Source organism: Brucella lupini (assembly GCF_002252535.1).
Lineage (GTDB): Bacteria > Pseudomonadota > Alphaproteobacteria > Rhizobiales > Rhizobiaceae > Brucella > Brucella anthropi.
In genome coordinates this window covers 69,027-86,526 of record NZ_NNRN01000054.1, presented here as the reverse complement: position 1 = coordinate 86,526, position 17,500 = coordinate 69,027, and the positions used below count along the sequence as shown (strand labels likewise).

Here is a 17,500-nt window from a genome sequence, read left to right as displayed (position 1 = left end):
GTGTCGTAAATTCAATACGTTACGCCAACGAGCTCGATATCTGACGCAACCCATGGTAGGCGCGTCCACTTTTCTTTATACAAAAGAAAGGCTGCCTATAATTTAGGCAGCCTCAAAAATTCATGTCGGAACGTGAACGAATGCTCAGGTCAGATCCGGGAAGAAATGCGGGATATCATCGAGGCCGAAACCGCTGATCTGCGTCACATAATAATAGAGCAGGAAGATGAGTGTTGCGACGATGGTCGTCCGCAGAAAGGCACGACCGATGCGTGGTTTTGCCGGAGCGCTGGCCACCGTGCCCAAAGTCACTTCGTTTTCTTCAGCCTGCGTGCGCAAGCCAACAGGCAGCAGCGCGAACAGCGTCGTCCACCAGATGATGAAGTAAATCGCGATTCCTGAAACCAGAGACATGATTACACCTCTTCCAGTTCGATCAGTGTGCCGTTGAAATCCTTGGGATGCAGGAACAGAACCGGTTTGCCATGGGCGCCGGTCTTCGGCTCGCCATCTCCAAGAATACGCGCACCTTCCGCCTTGAGGCGGTCGCGAGCAGCAATTATGTCCGCAACCTCATAGCACAGATGGTGCATCCCGCCGGAAGGATTCTTTTCCAGAAACGCCGCAATCGGCGACCCCTCACCCAACGGTTCCAGCAATTCGATCTTGGTGTTGCCGACGTCGATAAAAACCACGGTTACGCCATGTTCAGGCAGTGCCTGCGGCTCGGTGACTTTCGCACCGAGCTTGCCGCGATAAAGCGCTGCCGCCGCACCGATATCCGGAACGGCAATCGCCACGTGGTTCAAGCGTTCGAGCATCAGCACCTCCCATGCCGGTCATTTTGCAATCCGTATGACTACCGTATCCTATTCACGAATACGGTCACTACCGGCTTTTTGCCCCATGCTTCATTTGCCGCAGCGCGAACGGCACGGCGCACGGACTCCCGGACAAGCTCGATATCCTTGCGGCGAACGCGCGGAATGCTGTCGATGGCCTCGATGGCTGCATCCAGCAGGATGTCTTCCAACAGATCGCCCTGTGCGTTTTCCTCCGGCACCCCGAAAGTCACAAGGTCGGGCTCATCGATGATCTTGTGTTCACGGTCCAGCAGCACCGAAACGGCGACATGACCGACATAAGCGAGCTTGCGACGCTCGACCATGCCGATTTCTTCCTCGTCACCGATCAGCTTGCCGTCCTTGTAAATCCGGCCAACCGGCGCTTCATCGATAATTTCGGCCTTGCCGGGTGCCAGACGCAGCATGTCGCCGTCACGCACCTGCGCGACCTGCTCGATGCCCTCCATCGCGCCAAGAGAACCTTGCGCGACCAGATGAGCGGCTTCGCCATGCACCGGCACCAGAATTTGCGGACGAACCCAGGAATACATGCGACGCAATTCGCTGCGCCGTGGATGGCCCGACACATGGACCAATGCATCCTCATCACCGATGATCTTGATACCGCGATCAATCAGGCGGTTCTTGATGTCGAGAATGGATTTTTCATTGCCCGGGATGGCACGCGATGAATAAATGACCGTATCGCCCACCGTCAGCGCGAGGCTGCGCATTTCGTCACGCGCCAGTTTGGCGAGTGCCGCGCGCGGTTCGCCCTGACTGCCGGTAAGGATCATCACCACGTTTTCGCGTGGAATATAGCCGTAATCCTCTTCGCTGAGATATTCCGGCAAGCCTTCCATATAGCCAAGTTCTGTGGCGACGGAGATGGCGCGCTTCATCGAACGCCCAACCACCAGCACCTGACGGCCCGCATCGCGTGCTGCTTCGGTAATCGACCGGATACGACCGACATTGGAAGAGAAAGTGGTGATGGCCACACGACCGCGCGCATTTTCAATCAACTCGCGCAGGCTCTCGCCCACCTGACGTTCCGAAGGAGACTCGCCCTCGCGCAAAGCATTGGTGGAATCGCAGATCAGCGCCAGAACGCCTGCATCACCGATAGCGCGGAAACGCGCCTCATCGATAACCGGTCCGAGCGATGGTTCCGGGTCCATCTTCCAGTCACCCGTATGCACGACCGTGCCGAGCGGTGTCGTAATAGCCAGCGAAACCGGCTCGGGAATGGAGTGGGTTACTGCGACAGCTTCAAGCTTGAAAGGCCCGACTTCGAATTTCTCGCCTGCCTTGTAGATCGTGATTGGAATTTCGGGCGCACCGTGTTCCGACTGTCGCTTGGCTTCAAGTAGACCGGCGGTGAATGGCGTCGCATAAACCGGAACCTTCAGGCGCGGCCACAGATCGAGCAAAGCACCGAAATGGTCTTCATGCGCATGGGTGATAACGATGCCGCGCAGATTGTGCTTTTCAGCCTCGAGATAGCGGATATCCGGCAGGATGAGATCAGCGCCTGGCTGTTCAGGCCCCGCAAAGCTCACCCCCATATCCACGACAAGCCATTCACGGTTATCCGCAGGACCGAAGCCATACATGGCCAAATTCATGCCGATTTCGCCTACGCCGCCAAGCGGCAGAAAGACGAGTTCAGTAGTATTGGATCGGGCCATGAAATTTCCTCTGTGATTAATCCCGCCTTGCGGCATCAACTGGACCTAAAGTTGTCCTGTTGCAACCCTAGCAAGACAAAACAAAACAATTATTTGCGAATTGTAGCAGCAGTTCCGAAATAGACATCGCCAGCCGTTACCGCAACTCGCGAGCCTTCGTCCTCGCGAATAACAAAACGGCATGCCTCATCGATTGTCTCAAAACGACCTTCGATGATACGGCCTTCAACCTGCATGGTTACATTCTGGCCAAGGCCATGCGCGCGCTGCAGCCAGCGCTTGCGAATATCGTCGAGACCGCGCCCTTCATTCCAGACGCGATAGTTGACCGACCAGGCATCCGACAAGGCTGCAAACAAAGTCTCGGCATCGCATTTGCTGCCGAGAGCCTGCAACGACGTTGCTGCATAAGGCAGGTCATCGGGAAAGGCGACCACATTGGTCCCGATACCGATGGCAACGGCGAACAAATTCTTCGCCAGAATGGACGATTCAAGCAGGATGCCGGTGAGTTTCGCGCCATTGACCAGCACGTCATTCGGCCATTTCAGGCCGATTGTCGGCGGCACGGCAGGCCCCGTCGCAGCGAATACCGCATCAAGTGCATCGGCAAGCGACAAGCCGGCAACAAAACCAAGCGTCGCAGCCGTCTTCATTTCATAGGATTCAACAAGAAGCAGCGTGGAGGCAAGATTGCCTTCCGGCGTAGACCAGGCACGGCCCCGTCTTCCGCGACCGCTTTCCTGTTTCTTCGTAACAAGCCAGAGCTTGCCCGGATCACCGCTGGCTGCCCGTTCCAGAGCAACCGCATTGGTGGAACCTACCGTCTCGAAAGTTTCGAGACGGTAGCCCTCATTTGCCGCAACAGGCGAAAGCGCAAAACTCATTTATGCTTCCGCCTTTTGCTCTCTCATTATATTCCTACGCATGTCTTCATCCTATCGTAGCGGGACCAGAAATCAGTCCAGTGAACTGATTTCCCCGCGAAGGCGGTTCCCACTTTTGGGAGACATGCTTTAGAAAAACGTCTTGGCTGCGGCTTCGGCAAATCCGCCGATCGGACCAGCAAGGAAGACGTAGAAGAGCACGAAGGCACCCGTTACGCCGAGAACGAGACGAAGCTCGCCTGCGACCGGAACGAAACCACCCGTCGGCTCATCGAACCACATGATCTTGATCATGCGCAGGTAATAGAACGCGCCCACGACCGAAGCCACGATACCGATGATGGCAAGCGGATAGAGGCCTGCTTCAACGGCGGCAAGGAAGGTGTACCACTTTCCGAAGAAACCGGCGAGCGGCGGAATTCCGGCGAGCGAGAACAGGAAGATGGTCATGATCGTTGCCAGCACCGGATTGGTGCGGGACAGACCGGCCAAGTCCTCAATGCTCTCCACATTGCCGTCCTTGGTGCGCATTGCAAGAATGAACGCGAAGGTGCCGAGCGTCATGGCAAGGTAGATTGCCATGTAGATCATCACGCCCTTCACGCCGATCACCGTTCCGGCGGCCAGACCAACGAGCGCATAGCCCATATGGCTGATCGAGGAATAAGCCATCAGGCGCTTGATGTTACGCTGGCCGATGGCGGCAAACGCACCGAGGACCATCGAGGCAAGCGCGATGAAAATCACGACCTGCTGCCAGTCATGGGTGACCGGAGCAAAGGCTTCGGAGACGACGCGAATGATGAGCGCCATGGCAGCCATCTTCGGGGCGGCGGCAAAAAATGCCGTTACCGGGGTCGGCGCGCCTTCATAGACGTCCGGCGTCCACATGTGGAACGGAACGGCAGAAATCTTGAATGCCAGACCGGCCAGAATGAAGACGAGACCGAACACCAGACCGAGTTCACGCTGACCACCGGAGACGGCCTGGGCAATTTCGGTAAAGCCGATGTGGCCGGTGTAACCGTAGACGAGTGAAATGCCGTAAAGCAGCATGCCCGAGGAAAGCGAACCGAGAACGAAGTATTTCAGACCAGCTTCCGTCGAACGGACGCTATCGCGGTTGAATGCTGCCAGAACGTAGAGCGCCAGCGATTGCAGTTCGAGACCGAGATAGAGCGACAGCATGTTGGATGCTGAAACCATCAGCAACATGCCGAGCGTGGAAATCACGATCAGGACCGGGAACTCGAACTTGTCGAACTTCTCCGCCTTGGCGAAGCCGACCGACATGATCAGCGTCACGATGGAGCCGATCAGCGTCAGCACCTTCATGAAGCGGCTGAAGCTGTCATTGACGATGGCACCGCCGAATGCGGCGCCGTTCGTTGGGAAAAGGACCACCAGAGCCAGCGCTGCAATAAGCACCGCGACGGATAATCCGTTGACGAGCGTGGTCGCCCGTTCGCCGGAGAACACGCCAATCATGAGCAGTGCCAAGGCGCCTACAGCAAGGAGAACCTCCGGTGCTGCAAGGGTCAGATGAGCTATCAGATCAGTCTGCATGACCTACGCCTTTATTTCTTACTGTGCCAGCACGGCGCTCGCGGTGCCCGCGAGTGCTGCGTCGTAATGTTGGACCAGGGCGTTCACGGCACCGGCGGTCACGTCGAAGACCGGGGTCGGATACACACCGAAGAAGATGGTGAGCGCCACAAGCGGGTAGAGAATGATCTTCTCACGCGGGCTCAAGTCGAGGAGCGCCTTCAGGCTTTCCTTCGTCAATGCGCCGAAGACTACCTGACGGTAGAGCCAGAGCGCATAAGCCGCCGAGAGGATGACACCCGTGGTTGCGAACAGTGCCACCCAGGTATTGACCCGGAACACACCGAACAGCGTCAGGAATTCACCGATGAAGCCCGAAGTACCCGGCAGGCCCACATTCGCCATCGTGAAGATGAGGAAGGCCACCGCATATTTCGGCATGTTGTTCACCAGACCGCCGAACGCCGCAATTTCACGGGTATGCATGCGATCATAGATCACGCCGACGCAGAGGAAGAGCGCGCCCGACACGATACCGTGCGACAGCATCTGGAAGATGGCGCCCTGAATGCCCTGCTCGTTCGCGGCAAAGATACCCATGGTCACATAGGCCATGTGGGCAACCGACGAATAGGCGATCAGCTTCTTGATGTCTTCCTGAACCAGAGCGACCAGGGACGTGTAGATGATGGCTATGACCGACAGCGTGAAGATCAGCGGAGCGAAATCGGCGGACGCCAGCGGAAACATCGGCAGCGAGAAGCGCAGGAAGCCGTAACCGCCGAGCTTCAGCAGGATACCGGCCAGAATGACCGAGCCTGCCGTCGGTGCTTCAACGTGCGCATCCGGCAACCAGGTATGGACCGGCCACATCGGCATCTTCACGGCAAAGGACGCGAAGAAGGCGAGCCATAACCATGTCTGCATCCCAGCAGGGAAGCTGTACTTCTGCAGTTCCACGATGTTCATCGTGCCAGCCTGCCAGTACATGGCCATGATGGCGATAAGCATCAGAACCGAGCCCAGAAGCGTGTAGAGGAAGAACTTCAAGCTCGCATAGACGCGACGCTTGCCGCCCCACACGCCAATGATGATGAACATCGGGATAAGGCTTGCTTCGAAGAACACGTAGAACAGGAACAGGTCGAGCGCGCAGAACACGCCGATCATCAGCGTTTCCAGAATGAGGAACGCGATCATGTATTCCTTGACGCGCTTTTCCACCGATATCCAGCTTGCGAGAATGCAGAAGGGCATGAGGAAAGCCGACAGCACCACGAACAGGACGGAGATACCGTCCACGCCCATGTGGTAGCTGATGCCGCCACCCATCCAGTCGATCTGTTCGACCATCTGGAAGCCGGGGTTCGAATTATCGAACCCTGCCCAGATGACGAGCGACAGGATGAAGACGAATATCGTCGTCAGCAGCGCGACATTGCGGATATTGCGACGCGAAGCCTCGCTGTCGTCCTTGATCAGAAGGATCAGTAACGCGCCGACAAGCGGCAGAAACGTGACCGTTGAGAGAATTGGCCAGTCGGTCATCAGAAAGAGCTCCCGAGCATCATCCAAGTGACGAGCGCGGCGACGCCGATCAGCATCGCGAATGCGTAGTGATAAAGGTATCCGGACTGCATCTTGACGACGCGGTTGGTGACATCGAGCACGCGAGCCGAGATGCCATCCGGGCCGAAGCCGTCAATAAGCCAGCCGTCGCCACCCTTCCAGAACAAGCGGCCAAGCCAGCGAGCCGGACGTACGAAGAGGAAATCGTACAGTTCGTCGAAGTACCACTTGTTGAGAAGGAACTGGTAGAGGCCACGATGACGGGCAGCCAGCGCCTTCGGCGTTTCCGGCGAGCGGATGTAGAAGATCCAGGCGACGATGAAGCCGAGAACCATCGAGATGAACGGCGACAGCTTAACCCACAGAGGAACATGGTGGTATTCCTCAAGGATCTGGTTGGCAGCCGAAGTGAACAGCGCGCCCTTCCAGAATTCGGCATATTCGTGGCCGAAGAAGAGTTCCTTGAACACGACACCGGCAAAGAGTGCACCGACGCCGAGGATCAGCAGCGGAACGAACATGACGGCTGGCGATTCATGGACGTGATGCATGACTTCCGCCGAAGCGCGCGGCTTGCCGTGGAAGGTCATGAAAATCAGACGCCATGAATAGAAGCTCGTGAAGAGCGCTGCAACGATGAGAAGCGTCGAAGCGTAGCCGCTGGCAGCACTGTGCGAAGCGAAGACGGATTCGATGATCGCATCCTTGGAGAAGAAACCGGCGGTGCCGATGATCGTGCCCGGAATACCGAGGCCCGTAATGGCAACCGTACCGATGACCATCATCCAGTAGGTGATGGGGATCAGCTTGCGCAGGCCGCCCATGCGACGCATGTCCTGCTCTTCCGAAACGGCATGGATAACCGAACCGGCGCAAAGGAACAAAAGCGCCTTGAAGAAAGCGTGCGTGAACAGGTGGAACACGGCGGCGCCATAGGCACCTACACCGAGCGCTGCGAACATATAGCCGAGCTGCGAACAGGTCGAATAGGCGATCACGCGCTTGATGTCGTTCTGCACGAGAGCGACCGTTGCCGCAAAGAAGGCAGTGGTGGCGCCGATGATGGTCACGACCAGAAGTGCGGTCTGCGACAGTTCAAAGATCGGCGACATGCGGGCGACCATGAACACGCCCGCGGTAACCATGGTAGCGGCGTGAATGAGAGCCGAAACCGGGGTCGGGCCTTCCATGGCGTCCGGAAGCCAGGTGTGCAGCAGGAACTGCGCCGACTTGCCCATCGCGCCCATGAAGAGCAGCAGACAGGTGATCGTGATCGCGCCCTGCTTGTCGAGCTGATAGCCGAGGAAGTTCAGAACGACCTGATTGGCATCGGCAGCGCCTTCAGCCGGCAGATAATTGGCTGCGGCAGCGAAGATCGTGTTGTAGTCGACCGACTGGAACAGCGCGAACACGCCGAAGATGCCGAGCAGGAAGCCGAAGTCGCCGACGCGGTTGACGACGAACGCCTTCATGGCGGCTGCATTGGCCGAAGGCTTCTGGAACCAGAAACCGATCAGGAGGTACGAAGCCAGACCCACGCCTTCCCAGCCGAAGAACATCTGGACCAGATTGTCCGACGTGACCAGCATGAGCATGGCGAAAGTGAAGAGCGACAGATAGGCGAAGAAGCGCGGACGATGCGGATCGTGGTGCATATATCCAATGGAATAGATATGCACGAGAGCCGACACCGAGTTCACCACGACCAGCATGACGCCGGTGAGCGTATCGACGCGCAGCGACCAGTCAAAGGAAAGCGCGCCCGACGTCACCCAGTGAAGAACCGGGATGCGGACGGTTTCTGCATCGTGGCCGAGCGGAATCTGGAAGAAGACGACCCAGGACAGGATCGCGACGATGACCATGAAACCGGAAGTGATGTATTCGCTCGCCTTGGCTCCGATCTGATTGCCGAAGAGACCGGCAATCAGGAAGCCGAGAAGCGGAAGGAAGACGATCGCGTAATAGAGCATTTGCCCGTCAACCTTTCATAACATTGACGTCTTCCACCGCGATGGAGCCGCGATTACGGAAGAAAACAACGAGAATTGCCAGACCGATGGCTGCTTCGGCAGCCGCAACAGTCAGAACGAAAAGGGCGAAGACCTGCCCGACCATGTCGCCGAGCTGGCTGGAGAACGCCACGAAATTGAGATTGACCGACAAAAGGATCAATTCGATCGACATCAGGATGACGATGACGTTCTTGCGGTTCAGGAAGATGCCGAAGACGCCAAGCGTAAACAGGATGGCCGAAACGGTGAGATAGTGGGCGATACCGATTTCCATATGCTTATCCTCAGATGCCTTTGCCCGTTTCGACCTTCTTGATCTCGATCGCCGTTTCGGGCGTGCGAGCTACCTGGGTCGGGATGGACTGGCGCTTGACATTCGGCTTGTGCCGCAGCGTCAGAACGATGGCGCCGATCATCGCGACCAGAAGGACGAGACCAGCAACCTGGAAGTAGAAGACGAAGTCGGTGTAGAGAATGTCACCCAGTGCAGCGGTATTGCTCCGCTCGGCGATATTCGGGATCGGCACGGAACCCTGCCCCAGCTTCGGCGCAAACATGTTGCTTGCGAACACGAAGATCAGTTCGCCGAGCAAGATCAGACCGACCAGAGCGCCGACCGGTGCATATTGCAATGCGCCGCGCTTCAGTTCGGAGAAGTCCACATCCAGCATCATGACGACGAAGAGGAAGAGAACCGCCACTGCACCGACGTAAACGACGAGCAGGATCATGGCGAGGAACTCGGCCCCGGTCAGCAGGAACAGAGCTGCCGCATTGAAGAACGTGAGGATCAGAAACAGCACCGAATGCACGGGGTTGCGTGCCGCAATCACCATGAACGCACTGGCGATCATGATGAAAGCGAACAGATAGAAAAACGCTGCCGCAATACCTGTCAGCATGGGGATCCCCCAACACCTTTCCGTGAGCAAAGCCTTATTGCCTCGCTCGCTTTAGTCTTTGTTTGCCGCGAATATTCGCGAAACTTAAATTCCAGCAACAAGATGGGCCGCCCCTTCCTGTTGCCGCTTTTCAAACCGGATGCCGAAACGAGGTTTCAGCAAAACCAATCAGCGATATGGCGCATCCATCGCGATATTGCGCGCGATTTCGCGTTCCCAACGGTCGCCATTGGCAAGGAGCTTGTCCTTGTCATAGTAGAGTTCTTCGCGGGTTTCGGTCGCGAATTCGAAATTCGGACCTTCCACGATGGCATCCACCGGGCATGCTTCCTGGCAGAAGCCGCAATAGATGCACTTCACCATATCGATGTCGTAACGCACCGTGCGGCGGGTGCCGTCGTTGCGGCGCGGACCGGCCTCGATGGTGATGGCCTGCGCCGGGCAGATCGCTTCGCAAAGCTTGCAGGCGATGCAGCGTTCTTCACCGTTCGGGTAACGGCGCAGCGCATGCTCCCCACGGAAACGCGGAGAGACCGGACCCTTTTCATGCGGGTAGTTCAACGTCGCTTTGGGCGCGAAGAACTGGCGCATGGAAAGAAAGAACGCGCCGACGAATTCCTTGAGCAGGAGCGATTTGGCTGCTTGAGCGAATGAAGCCATAGTTATTACTCCTTACGCCAGACCGAAGACTTTGAGGAAGGTCGCGGTTGCGACAACCATGAAGAGCGAGATCGGCAGGAACACTTTCCAGCCAAGGCGCATCAGCTGGTCGTAGCGGTAACGCGGAACGAAAGCCTTCACCATTGCGAAGAGGAAGAAGCAGAAGCAGAGCTTCAGCATGAACCAGATGATGCCCGGAACCCAGTTGAGGAACCACACGTCCACCGGAGGCAGCCAGCCGCCGAGGAAGAGCGTCGTCATCAGGGCGCACATCAGCGTGATCGCCACATACTCGCCAAGGAAGAACAGAAGGAACGGCGTGGACGAATATTCGATCATGTGACCGGCCACGAGTTCGGATTCAGCTTCGACGAGGTCGAATGGCGGACGGTTCGTTTCGGCAAGTGCCGAAATGAAGAAGATCACGAACATCGGGAACAGAGCCAGCCAGTTCCAGTCGAGGAACGAAGCCGGAAGGCCAAGCATGGTTCCAAGGCCCGTATTCTGCGAAAGCACGATGTCGGTGAGGTTGAGCGAGCCAACCGTCAGCAGAACCGTGACAATCACGAAGCCGATGGAAACTTCGTAGGAAACCATCTGTGCAGCCGAACGAAGCGCACCGAGGAACGGATACTTCGAGTTCGATGCCCAGCCACCCATGATCACGCCGTAAACTTCGAGCGAAGAAATGGCGAAGATATAGAGAATGCCGACATTGATATTGGCGATGGCCCAGCCTTCATTGACCGGAATGACCGCCCAGGTTGCCATTGCAAGCACGGCAGAAACGAAAGGCGCAAGGAGGAAGACACCCTTGTTTGCGCCAGACGGAATGATTGGTTCCTTGAAGACGAACTTCAACAAGTCGGCGAAAGCCTGGAACAGACCCCAGGGACCGACAACGTTCGGACCGCGGCGAAGCTGTACCGCTGCCCAGATCTTGCGATCTGCGTAAAGCAGGTAAGCGACGACGATCAGCAATACGACGAGCAGAACGACCGACTTCAGCGCTATGATAAGCGCGGGCAAGACGTAAGCTGCAAAAATACCTTCCATTGTTCCGTCTCTCTCTCGCTTACTCGGCAGCCTGCTGGAAGCCGCCAGCCGCGAGCGCCGAGCATTCGGCCATGACGGCGGAAGCGCGCGCAATTGGGTTCGTCAGGTAGAAGTCCTTGACCGGGGAAACGAACGCAGCGCCGCCGCCCGGATTGGATGCTTTCGCTGCCAGCGCGACGAGATCGTCGGCGCAAGCAGGCGTGATGGTGTCGATGGCCAGCATATGCGGATAGTCCGCATAGAGCTTGGCGCGAAGCTGCTGCATCGAATCGAACGGCAGGCGCTTGCCAAGGCTGTCGGAAAGAGCGCGCAGGATTGCCCAGTCTTCCTTTGCCTCGCCCGGTGCGAAACCGGCGCGGCTGCCAAGCTGCACGCGACCTTCGGTGTTGAGCCAGGTGCCCGACTTTTCCGTGTAGGCTGCGCCCGGCAGAATAACGTCGGCAGCGTGTGCGCCGGCATCGCCGTGCGTGCCGATGTAAACGACGAAGCTCGAACCCTTTTTGGTCATGTCGAGTTCGTCTGCACCGAGCAGGAACACGACATCAAGATTACCCAGCATGTCGCCAGCCACCTTGCCGCCCTCACCCGGCACGAAGCCGAGATCCAGAGCACCAACGCGCGAAGCGGCAGTGTGCAGAACGGAGAAGCCGTTCCACTCGTCCTTGATGGCGCCGACGTCCTGAGCAAGCTTGGCTGCGGTCGACAAAACTGCAGAACCGTTTTCGCCGGTGAGCGCGCCCTGACCGATGATGATCAGCGGACGCTCGGCCTTGGCCAGCACGTCGCGGAATGCGTTTTTGCCAGCAGCGAGCGAGCCAAGCGTTTCAGCGCCAGCACCCAGATATTCATATTCGTAGCGCAGTTCAGCCTGTTCGCCGATCAGGGCGACCGGGAAATGACCCATGCGCTGACGCTTGCGAATACGTGCGTTCAGGACTGCGGCTTCCACGCGCGGATTGGAACCGATGATGAGCAAAGCATCAGCGTTTTCAATGCCTTCTATCGTTGCGTTAAAGAGATAGCTTGCACGACCCAGCGCCGGATCGAGAGCAGCGCCATCCTGACGGCTATCGATATTGGCGGAGCCGAGCGAAGCCATCAGGCCCTTCAGCGCATAGATTTCTTCAACCGAAGCCAGATCGCCAGCGACTGCGCCAATCTTGTCGGCGGAGGTTGCGGAGACCTTGGCAGCAATAGCGGCAAAAGCTTCCGGCCAGCTTGCGGCGGCCAGACGGCCATCCCTGCGAACATAAGGGCGGTCGAGGCGCTGGGTGCGCAGGCCATCCCAGATGAAGCGGGTCTTGTCGGAAATCCACTCTTCGTTCACCGCTTCATTGACACGCGGCATGACGCGCATCACTTCGCGGCCACGGGTGTCGACGCGGATGTTCGAACCGACCGCATCCATCACATCGATGGTTTCGGTCTTGTTCAGTTCCCACGGACGGGCCTGGAACGCGTAAGGACGCGAGGTCAGAGCGCCAACCGGGCAAAGATCGATAACGTTGCCCTGCAGTTCCGACGTCATGGCGCGTTCGAGATAGGTGGTGATCTCGGCGTCTTCGCCACGACCGATGAGGCCGAGTTCCGAAATGCCCGCAACTTCCGTCGTGAAGCGGACGCAGCGCGTGCAGTGAATGCAGCGCGTCATCACCGTCTTGACGAGCGGACCGATATATTTGTTTTCAACGGCACGCTTGTTCTCGCGATAGCGCGAACCGTCGGTGCCGAAAGCCATTGCCTGATCCTGCAGATCGCACTCACCGCCCTGATCGCAGATCGGGCAATCCAGCGGGTGGTTGATGAGCAGGAATTCCATCACGCCTTCGCGGGCCTTCTTGACCATCGGCGTATTGGTGAAGATTTCAGGCGCTTCGCCATTCGGGCCGGGACGCAGATCGCGCACGCCCATGGCGCAGGATGCCGCCGGCTTCGGCGGTCCGCCCTTTACTTCAACAAGGCACATGCGGCAGTTTCCGGCGATGGAAAGCCGTTCGTGGAAACAAAAACGCGGGACTTCAGCCCCCGCGGCTTCGGCAGCCTGAAGGAGCGTATAGTGATCGGGTACTTCGATCTCTGTGCCGTCAACCTTAATATTTGCCATCGCTTATCCAAACCTGCGGCTTATGCCGCATCTTCCAGATCTCAAACTTTCGAGCGGTCTTCTTCAAACCGCATGCAACTCGTTAAGCCTTATTCCGCTGCTTCCAGACGGATATTGCGGCTCTGAACGGCGTTGCGGGTATAATCGTCAATGCGCTTTTCAATTTCCGGACGGAAATTGCGGATCAGGCCCTGAATAGGCCATGCAGCAGCATCACCGAGAGCGCAGATCGTGTGACCTTCAATCTGCTTGGTCACATCAAACAGCATGTCGATTTCACGCTTCTGCGCGTTACCCTTGACCATGCGTTCCATCACGCGCCACATCCAGCCGGTGCCTTCGCGGCAAGGCGTGCACTGGCCACAGCTCTCGTGCTTGAAGAACGCTGCCAGACGGGCAATCGCCTTGATGATGTCGGTGGACTTGTCCATGACGATCAGGCCGCCGGTGCCGAACGACGATTTCTTATCGCGCATGCCGTCAAAGTCCATGATGGCATCCATCATGTCTTCGCCCTTGATGACCGGGCACGATGCACCGCCAGGAATAACCGCCAGCAGATTGTCCCAGCCGCCACGAATGCCGCCGCCGTGCTTTTCAATCAGATCACGAAACGGAATGCCGAGGCCTTCTTCGATGACGCAAGGCGTGTTCACATGACCCGAAATCTGGAACAGCTTGGTGCCGACGTTGTTCGGGCGTCCGATGGACGAGAACCAGGCCGCGCCACGACGCAGGATCGTCGGCGCAACGGCAATCGATTCCACGTTGTTCACGGTCGTCGGGCAGCCATAAAGGCCCATATTTGCCGGGAATGGAGGCTTCAGACGCGGCTGGCCCTTCTTGCCTTCAAGGCTTTCGAGCAGAGCCGTTTCTTCGCCACAGATGTAAGCACCGGCGCCGTGGGATACGAGAACATCCATATCCCAGCCGCACTTGTTGCCCTTGCCGAGCAGACCGGCTTCGTAGCACTCGTCGATAGCGGCCTGCAGCGCTTCACGCTCACGCATGAACTCGCCGCGAATATAAATATAGGCGGTGTGTGCGCCCATGGCGCAACCGGCGATTACGCAGCCTTCGATCAGCGTATGCGGATCGTGGCGCAGAATTTCGCGGTCCTTGCAGGTGCCCGGCTCGGATTCGTCGGCATTGACGACCAGATAATGCGGGCGACCGTCGCTCTGCTTCGGCATGAACGACCACTTGAGACCCGTCGGGAAGCCTGCGCCGCCACGGCCACGCAGGCCCGACGCTTTCATCTCGTCGATGATCCAGTCACGGCCCTTTTCGATCAGACCCTTGGTGTTGTCCCAATGGCCGCGCGCCATGGCACCCTTCAGGGACTGATCCTTGAAGCCGTAAATATTGGTGAAGATGCGATCTTTATCAGCCAGCATGTCTCACCTGTTTCCGTTCGTGTTTGCCAATATCGAAGTCATCATACCGGCTTCTTTCCGAATACCTTGATGTATTCCTCGACGCCGCCCTTGGCCAAAGCCTTGGCCTGCTTTACCCAGTCTTCACGCTCGATGCGACCGTGGAAGCTGAGATAGCCGTCGACCCACTCGCGCTCGGCCTTCTTCCAGGAAGCGACCTGCTTGAAGGTGAAGATGCCCAGCTCATGCAGGGTTTCCTCAATCTTCGGGCCAACGCCGGAAATCAGCTTCAGATCATCGACAGCTTCCGGACGCTCCATGGCAACCGGGCGGTTCTTGTCATCAAGCTTGAATGCCTGCTTGCTGTCGACCGACGCGGCCTTTTCGGCAGCCTTCGACACCTTGACATCCGAAGGCGTCTTGAGCGCCGGATCGGTTTCAGGCGCATTGGTTACCGGCTTTGCAGCATTCGACGGAGCGACGTTCTTCGCTTCGTCGGCAGCTTTTGCGGCGGCTTCAGCCTTTGCCTTCTCTTCAGCTTCGGCCTTCGCCTTGGCTGCGGCGGCATCGGATGCCTTGCGGGTCTCAAGACCGACCTTCTTGTAGTCGAGATCTTCGGTCAGAGCGGTCAGGCCGTTGATCGGCTCGGACGTCACACGTCCATCCTGCGGGCCCGGCTTCACGGTGTCGCCCTTGCCAGCTTCAAAAGCATCGATGATTTCGGCAAGACGCTCCGGCGTCAGATCTTCATAGGCATCCTTGAAGATCATGACCATCGGTGCGTTGGCGCAGGCGCCCTGGCATTCCACTTCTTCCCACGACAGCGTTCCGTCGGCATTGAGCTCGAACGGGTCGTGGTTGATCTTGTGACGGCAGACATCCATCAGCGCTTCCGAACCACGCAGCATGCATGGCGTGGTGCCGCAAACCTGAATGTGAGCGCGTGTGCCAACCGGCTTCAGCTGGAACTGCGTATAGAAAGTCGCGACTTCCAGAACGCGGATCAGCGGCATTTCGAGCATGCCTGCGACATGTTCAATAGCAGCTTTCGTGACCCAGCCGTCCTGCTCCTGCGCACGCATGAGCAACGGAATAACAGCCGACTGCTGACGGCCTTCGGGGAATTTTGCGATCGTCTTGTGCGCCCATGCCTGATTTTCCGCGTTGAACGCGAAAGCGGCTGGCTGGACGGCATCATCTGCGAGACGGCGAACGGACATCAGCGGTCAACCTCACCAAACACGATATCGAGCGAGCCAAGAATTGCCGACACGTCAGCCAGCATATGGCCGCGGCACAGGAAATCCATGGCTTGAAGATGGGCAAAGCCCGGAGCGCGCAGCTTGCAGCGATAAGGCTTGTTGGAGCCGTCCGACACGAGGAAGACGCCAAATTCACCCTTCGGTGCTTCAACTGCTGCGTAAACTTCACCGGCAGGCACGTGATAGCCTTCCGTGTAAAGCTTGAAGTGATGGATAAGCGCTTCCATCGAGCGCTTCATCTCGCCGCGCTTAGGCGGCACGATCTTGTTGTCGGCATTGGAAACCGGACCGACGCGCTCCTTGCCGAGCAGAAGATCAACGCACTGGCGCATGATGCGTGCCGACTGGCGCATTTCTTCCATACGGATCAGGTAGCGATCATAGCAGTCGCCGTTCTTGCCGATCGGAATGTCGAATTCCATCTCGTTGTAGCACTCGTAAGGCTGCGACTTGCGCAGATCCCATGCCGCGCCTGAACCACGCACCATGACGCCCGAGAAGCCCCATGCCCATGCATCTTCCAGCTTCACGACGCCGATATCGACGTTACGCTGCTTGAAAATACGGTTCGGCGTGATGAGATCATCAAGATTGTTGAGCGTATTGAAGAACGGATCGATCCATTTGCCGATGTCTTCAACGAGCTGATCCGGCAGGTCCTGATGGACGCCACCCGGACGGAAATAGGCTGCGTGCATACGTGCGCCACAAGCGCGTTCGTAGAACACCATCAGCTTTTCGCGCTCTTCGAAGCCCCAGAGCGGCGGCGTCAACGCACCGACGTCCATGGCCTGCGTGGTCACGTTCAGAAGATGGTTCAGAATACGGCCGATTTCCGAATAGAGAACGCGGATCAGCTGGCCACGCTTCGGCACATCGATGCCCAGAAGGCGTTCGACGGCGAGTGCATAGGCGTGCTCCTGGTTCATCGGCGCCACGTAATCGAGGCGGTCGAGATAAGGCAGAGCCTGAAGATAGGTCTTGGCTTCCATCAGCTTTTCGGTGCCGCGATGCAGCAGACCGATATGCGGATCGACGCGCTCGACGACTTCACCGTCGAGTTCAAGCACCAGACGCAGCACGCCGTGCGCGGCAGGGTGCTGCGGACCGAAGTTGATATTGAAATTGCGGACCTGAGTCTCAGCCATGTTCAGCTTCCTGTTTGGCTGCAAGAGCCGCCAAGAACTCCTCGCCGGTCATCCGGTGGGTGTCATTGGCAAAATCGTAATTCGCAGGCTTGTTATCGATGAAGATTTCTTCGGCGAAATGAAAACGTTCCGGCTCGGCAAAGGCCTGCATCGAAACAACCGTCATTCCATCATGGACACCGCGCCAGAACAGCGACGAACCGCACTTCGAGCAGAAGCGGCGTTCGCCCCATTCCGAAGAAGAGTAAGTCGCCAGGGCAGCTTCGTTTTCGATTTCAACCGAAGTGCCGCAATTGACGGCCATGAAAGCACCCCCCGACCAACGCCGGCACATGCTGCAATGGCAGACATCCATTTCCATCTTCACCGGAGAAGCAGTGAACTTCACCTCTCCGCAAAGACATTGACCGTTCAATCTTTCGCCTGCGCCCATGAGTATG

At 57.6% G+C, this 17,500-nt stretch carries 16 protein-coding genes; all 16 read right to left on the bottom strand.

Going from position 1 to position 17,500, the window contains the following annotated elements; translation table 11 throughout:
* Window positions 1-144 precede the first annotated feature (144 nt).
* The 16 genes from CES86_RS19305 to CES86_RS19230 all read right to left on the bottom strand — a co-directional run bounded on the left by CES86_RS19305 (window position 145) and on the right by CES86_RS19230 (window position 17,493).
* The gene (locus CES86_RS19305; RefSeq protein ID WP_012092254.1) at window positions 145-414 is read right to left on the bottom strand and encodes a DUF1467 family protein; all 270 of its coding nucleotides are present in this window, start codon (window positions 412-414) and stop codon (window positions 145-147) included.
* Between the two features lie 2 nt (window positions 415-416).
* The gene (mce, locus tag CES86_RS19300) at window positions 417-821 is read right to left on the bottom strand and encodes a methylmalonyl-CoA epimerase (protein ID WP_094515105.1); all 405 of its coding nucleotides are present in this window, start codon (window positions 819-821) and stop codon (window positions 417-419) included.
* A 38-nt stretch (window positions 822-859) separates the two neighbouring features.
* Entirely contained in the window at window positions 860-2,536 is a 1,677-nt protein-coding gene (locus CES86_RS19295) for a ribonuclease J (RefSeq protein WP_094515104.1), read from the bottom strand.
* A gap of 89 nt (window positions 2,537-2,625) precedes the next feature.
* On the bottom strand, window positions 2,626-3,423 hold the full coding sequence (locus CES86_RS19290; RefSeq protein WP_010661184.1) for a biotin--[acetyl-CoA-carboxylase] ligase: 798 nt from the start codon (window positions 3,421-3,423) through the stop codon (window positions 2,626-2,628).
* 129 nt (window positions 3,424-3,552) lie between these two features.
* On the bottom strand, window positions 3,553-4,989 hold the full coding sequence (gene nuoN, locus CES86_RS19285) for an NADH-quinone oxidoreductase subunit NuoN (RefSeq protein WP_010661183.1): 1,437 nt from the start codon (window positions 4,987-4,989) through the stop codon (window positions 3,553-3,555).
* Window positions 4,990-5,007: 18 nt separating this feature from the next.
* A complete protein-coding gene (locus tag CES86_RS19280) occupies window positions 5,008-6,516 on the bottom strand; it encodes an NADH-quinone oxidoreductase subunit M (protein ID WP_010661182.1) in 1,509 nt (502 codons plus the stop codon).
* The gene (gene nuoL, locus CES86_RS19275) at window positions 6,516-8,510 is read right to left on the bottom strand and encodes an NADH-quinone oxidoreductase subunit L (protein WP_012092258.1); all 1,995 of its coding nucleotides are present in this window, start codon (window positions 8,508-8,510) and stop codon (window positions 6,516-6,518) included. The genes CES86_RS19280 and nuoL overlap by 1 nt, the downstream gene beginning before the upstream one ends.
* A 7-nt stretch (window positions 8,511-8,517) precedes the next feature.
* Window positions 8,518-8,826, bottom strand: coding sequence for an NADH-quinone oxidoreductase subunit NuoK (nuoK, locus tag CES86_RS19270; RefSeq protein ID WP_006466598.1), 309 nt, complete (start codon window positions 8,824-8,826; stop codon window positions 8,518-8,520).
* Window positions 8,827-8,836: 10 nt separating this feature from the next.
* Window positions 8,837-9,454, bottom strand: a complete 618-nt coding sequence (locus CES86_RS19265; protein ID WP_010661180.1) for an NADH-quinone oxidoreductase subunit J — start codon at window positions 9,452-9,454, stop codon at window positions 8,837-8,839.
* 168 nt (window positions 9,455-9,622) lie between these two features.
* A complete protein-coding gene (gene nuoI / locus CES86_RS19260) occupies window positions 9,623-10,114 on the bottom strand; it encodes an NADH-quinone oxidoreductase subunit NuoI (protein ID WP_007874549.1) in 492 nt (163 codons plus the stop codon).
* Window positions 10,115-10,126: 12 nt separating this feature from the next.
* Window positions 10,127-11,170, bottom strand: a complete 1,044-nt coding sequence (nuoH, locus tag CES86_RS19255; protein ID WP_010661179.1) for an NADH-quinone oxidoreductase subunit NuoH — start codon at window positions 11,168-11,170, stop codon at window positions 10,127-10,129.
* Window positions 11,171-11,189: 19 nt separating this feature from the next.
* The gene (gene nuoG / locus CES86_RS19250) at window positions 11,190-13,274 is read right to left on the bottom strand and encodes an NADH-quinone oxidoreductase subunit NuoG (RefSeq protein ID WP_094515103.1); all 2,085 of its coding nucleotides are present in this window, start codon (window positions 13,272-13,274) and stop codon (window positions 11,190-11,192) included.
* Window positions 13,275-13,363: 89 nt separating this feature from the next.
* Window positions 13,364-14,671, bottom strand: coding sequence for an NADH-quinone oxidoreductase subunit NuoF (gene nuoF / locus CES86_RS19245; protein WP_010661177.1), 1,308 nt, complete (start codon window positions 14,669-14,671; stop codon window positions 13,364-13,366).
* A gap of 41 nt (window positions 14,672-14,712) precedes the next feature.
* Window positions 14,713-15,870, bottom strand: coding sequence for an NADH-quinone oxidoreductase subunit E (locus CES86_RS19240; RefSeq protein ID WP_010661176.1), 1,158 nt, complete (start codon window positions 15,868-15,870; stop codon window positions 14,713-14,715).
* Window positions 15,870-17,060, bottom strand: a complete 1,191-nt coding sequence (locus tag CES86_RS19235) for an NADH-quinone oxidoreductase subunit D (protein WP_010661175.1) — start codon at window positions 17,058-17,060, stop codon at window positions 15,870-15,872. Before CES86_RS19235 ends, CES86_RS19240 begins: the two co-directional genes overlap by 1 nt.
* Complete coding sequence (locus tag CES86_RS19230) at window positions 17,053-17,493, bottom strand: GFA family protein (protein WP_010661174.1); 441 nt, start codon at window positions 17,491-17,493, stop codon at window positions 17,053-17,055. Before CES86_RS19230 ends, CES86_RS19235 begins: the two co-directional genes overlap by 8 nt.
* Between the last annotated feature and the right edge of the window lie 7 nt (window positions 17,494-17,500).

Coding starts and splice junctions, on each gene's coding strand:
- CES86_RS19305 (WP_012092254.1), bottom strand. CDS start 414: ATGTCTCTGGTTTCAGGAATCGCGATTTACTTCATCATCTGGTGGACG.
- mce (WP_094515105.1), bottom strand. CDS start 821: ATGCTCGAACGCTTGAACCACGTGGCGATTGCCGTTCCGGATATCGGT.
- CES86_RS19295 (WP_094515104.1), bottom strand. CDS start 2,536: ATGGCCCGATCCAATACTACTGAACTCGTCTTTCTGCCGCTTGGCGGC.
- CES86_RS19290 (WP_010661184.1), bottom strand. CDS start 3,423: ATGAGTTTTGCGCTTTCGCCTGTTGCGGCAAATGAGGGCTACCGTCTC.
- nuoN (WP_010661183.1), bottom strand. CDS start 4,989: ATGCAGACTGATCTGATAGCTCATCTGACCCTTGCAGCACCGGAGGTT.
- CES86_RS19280 (WP_010661182.1), bottom strand. CDS start 6,516: ATGACCGACTGGCCAATTCTCTCAACGGTCACGTTTCTGCCGCTTGTC.
- nuoL (WP_012092258.1), bottom strand. CDS start 8,510: ATGCTCTATTACGCGATCGTCTTCCTTCCGCTTCTCGGCTTCCTGATT.
- nuoK (WP_006466598.1), bottom strand. CDS start 8,826: ATGGAAATCGGTATCGCCCACTATCTCACCGTTTCGGCCATCCTGTTT.
- CES86_RS19265 (WP_010661180.1), bottom strand. CDS start 9,454: ATGCTGACAGGTATTGCGGCAGCGTTTTTCTATCTGTTCGCTTTCATC.
- nuoI (WP_007874549.1), bottom strand. CDS start 10,114: ATGGCTTCATTCGCTCAAGCAGCCAAATCGCTCCTGCTCAAGGAATTC.
- nuoH (WP_010661179.1), bottom strand. CDS start 11,170: ATGGAAGGTATTTTTGCAGCTTACGTCTTGCCCGCGCTTATCATAGCG.
- nuoG (WP_094515103.1), bottom strand. CDS start 13,274: ATGGCAAATATTAAGGTTGACGGCACAGAGATCGAAGTACCCGATCAC.
- nuoF (WP_010661177.1), bottom strand. CDS start 14,671: ATGCTGGCTGATAAAGATCGCATCTTCACCAATATTTACGGCTTCAAG.
- CES86_RS19240 (WP_010661176.1), bottom strand. CDS start 15,870: ATGTCCGTTCGCCGTCTCGCAGATGATGCCGTCCAGCCAGCCGCTTTC.
- CES86_RS19235 (WP_010661175.1), bottom strand. CDS start 17,060: ATGGCTGAGACTCAGGTCCGCAATTTCAATATCAACTTCGGTCCGCAG.
- CES86_RS19230 (WP_010661174.1), bottom strand. CDS start 17,493: ATGGGCGCAGGCGAAAGATTGAACGGTCAATGTCTTTGCGGAGAGGTG.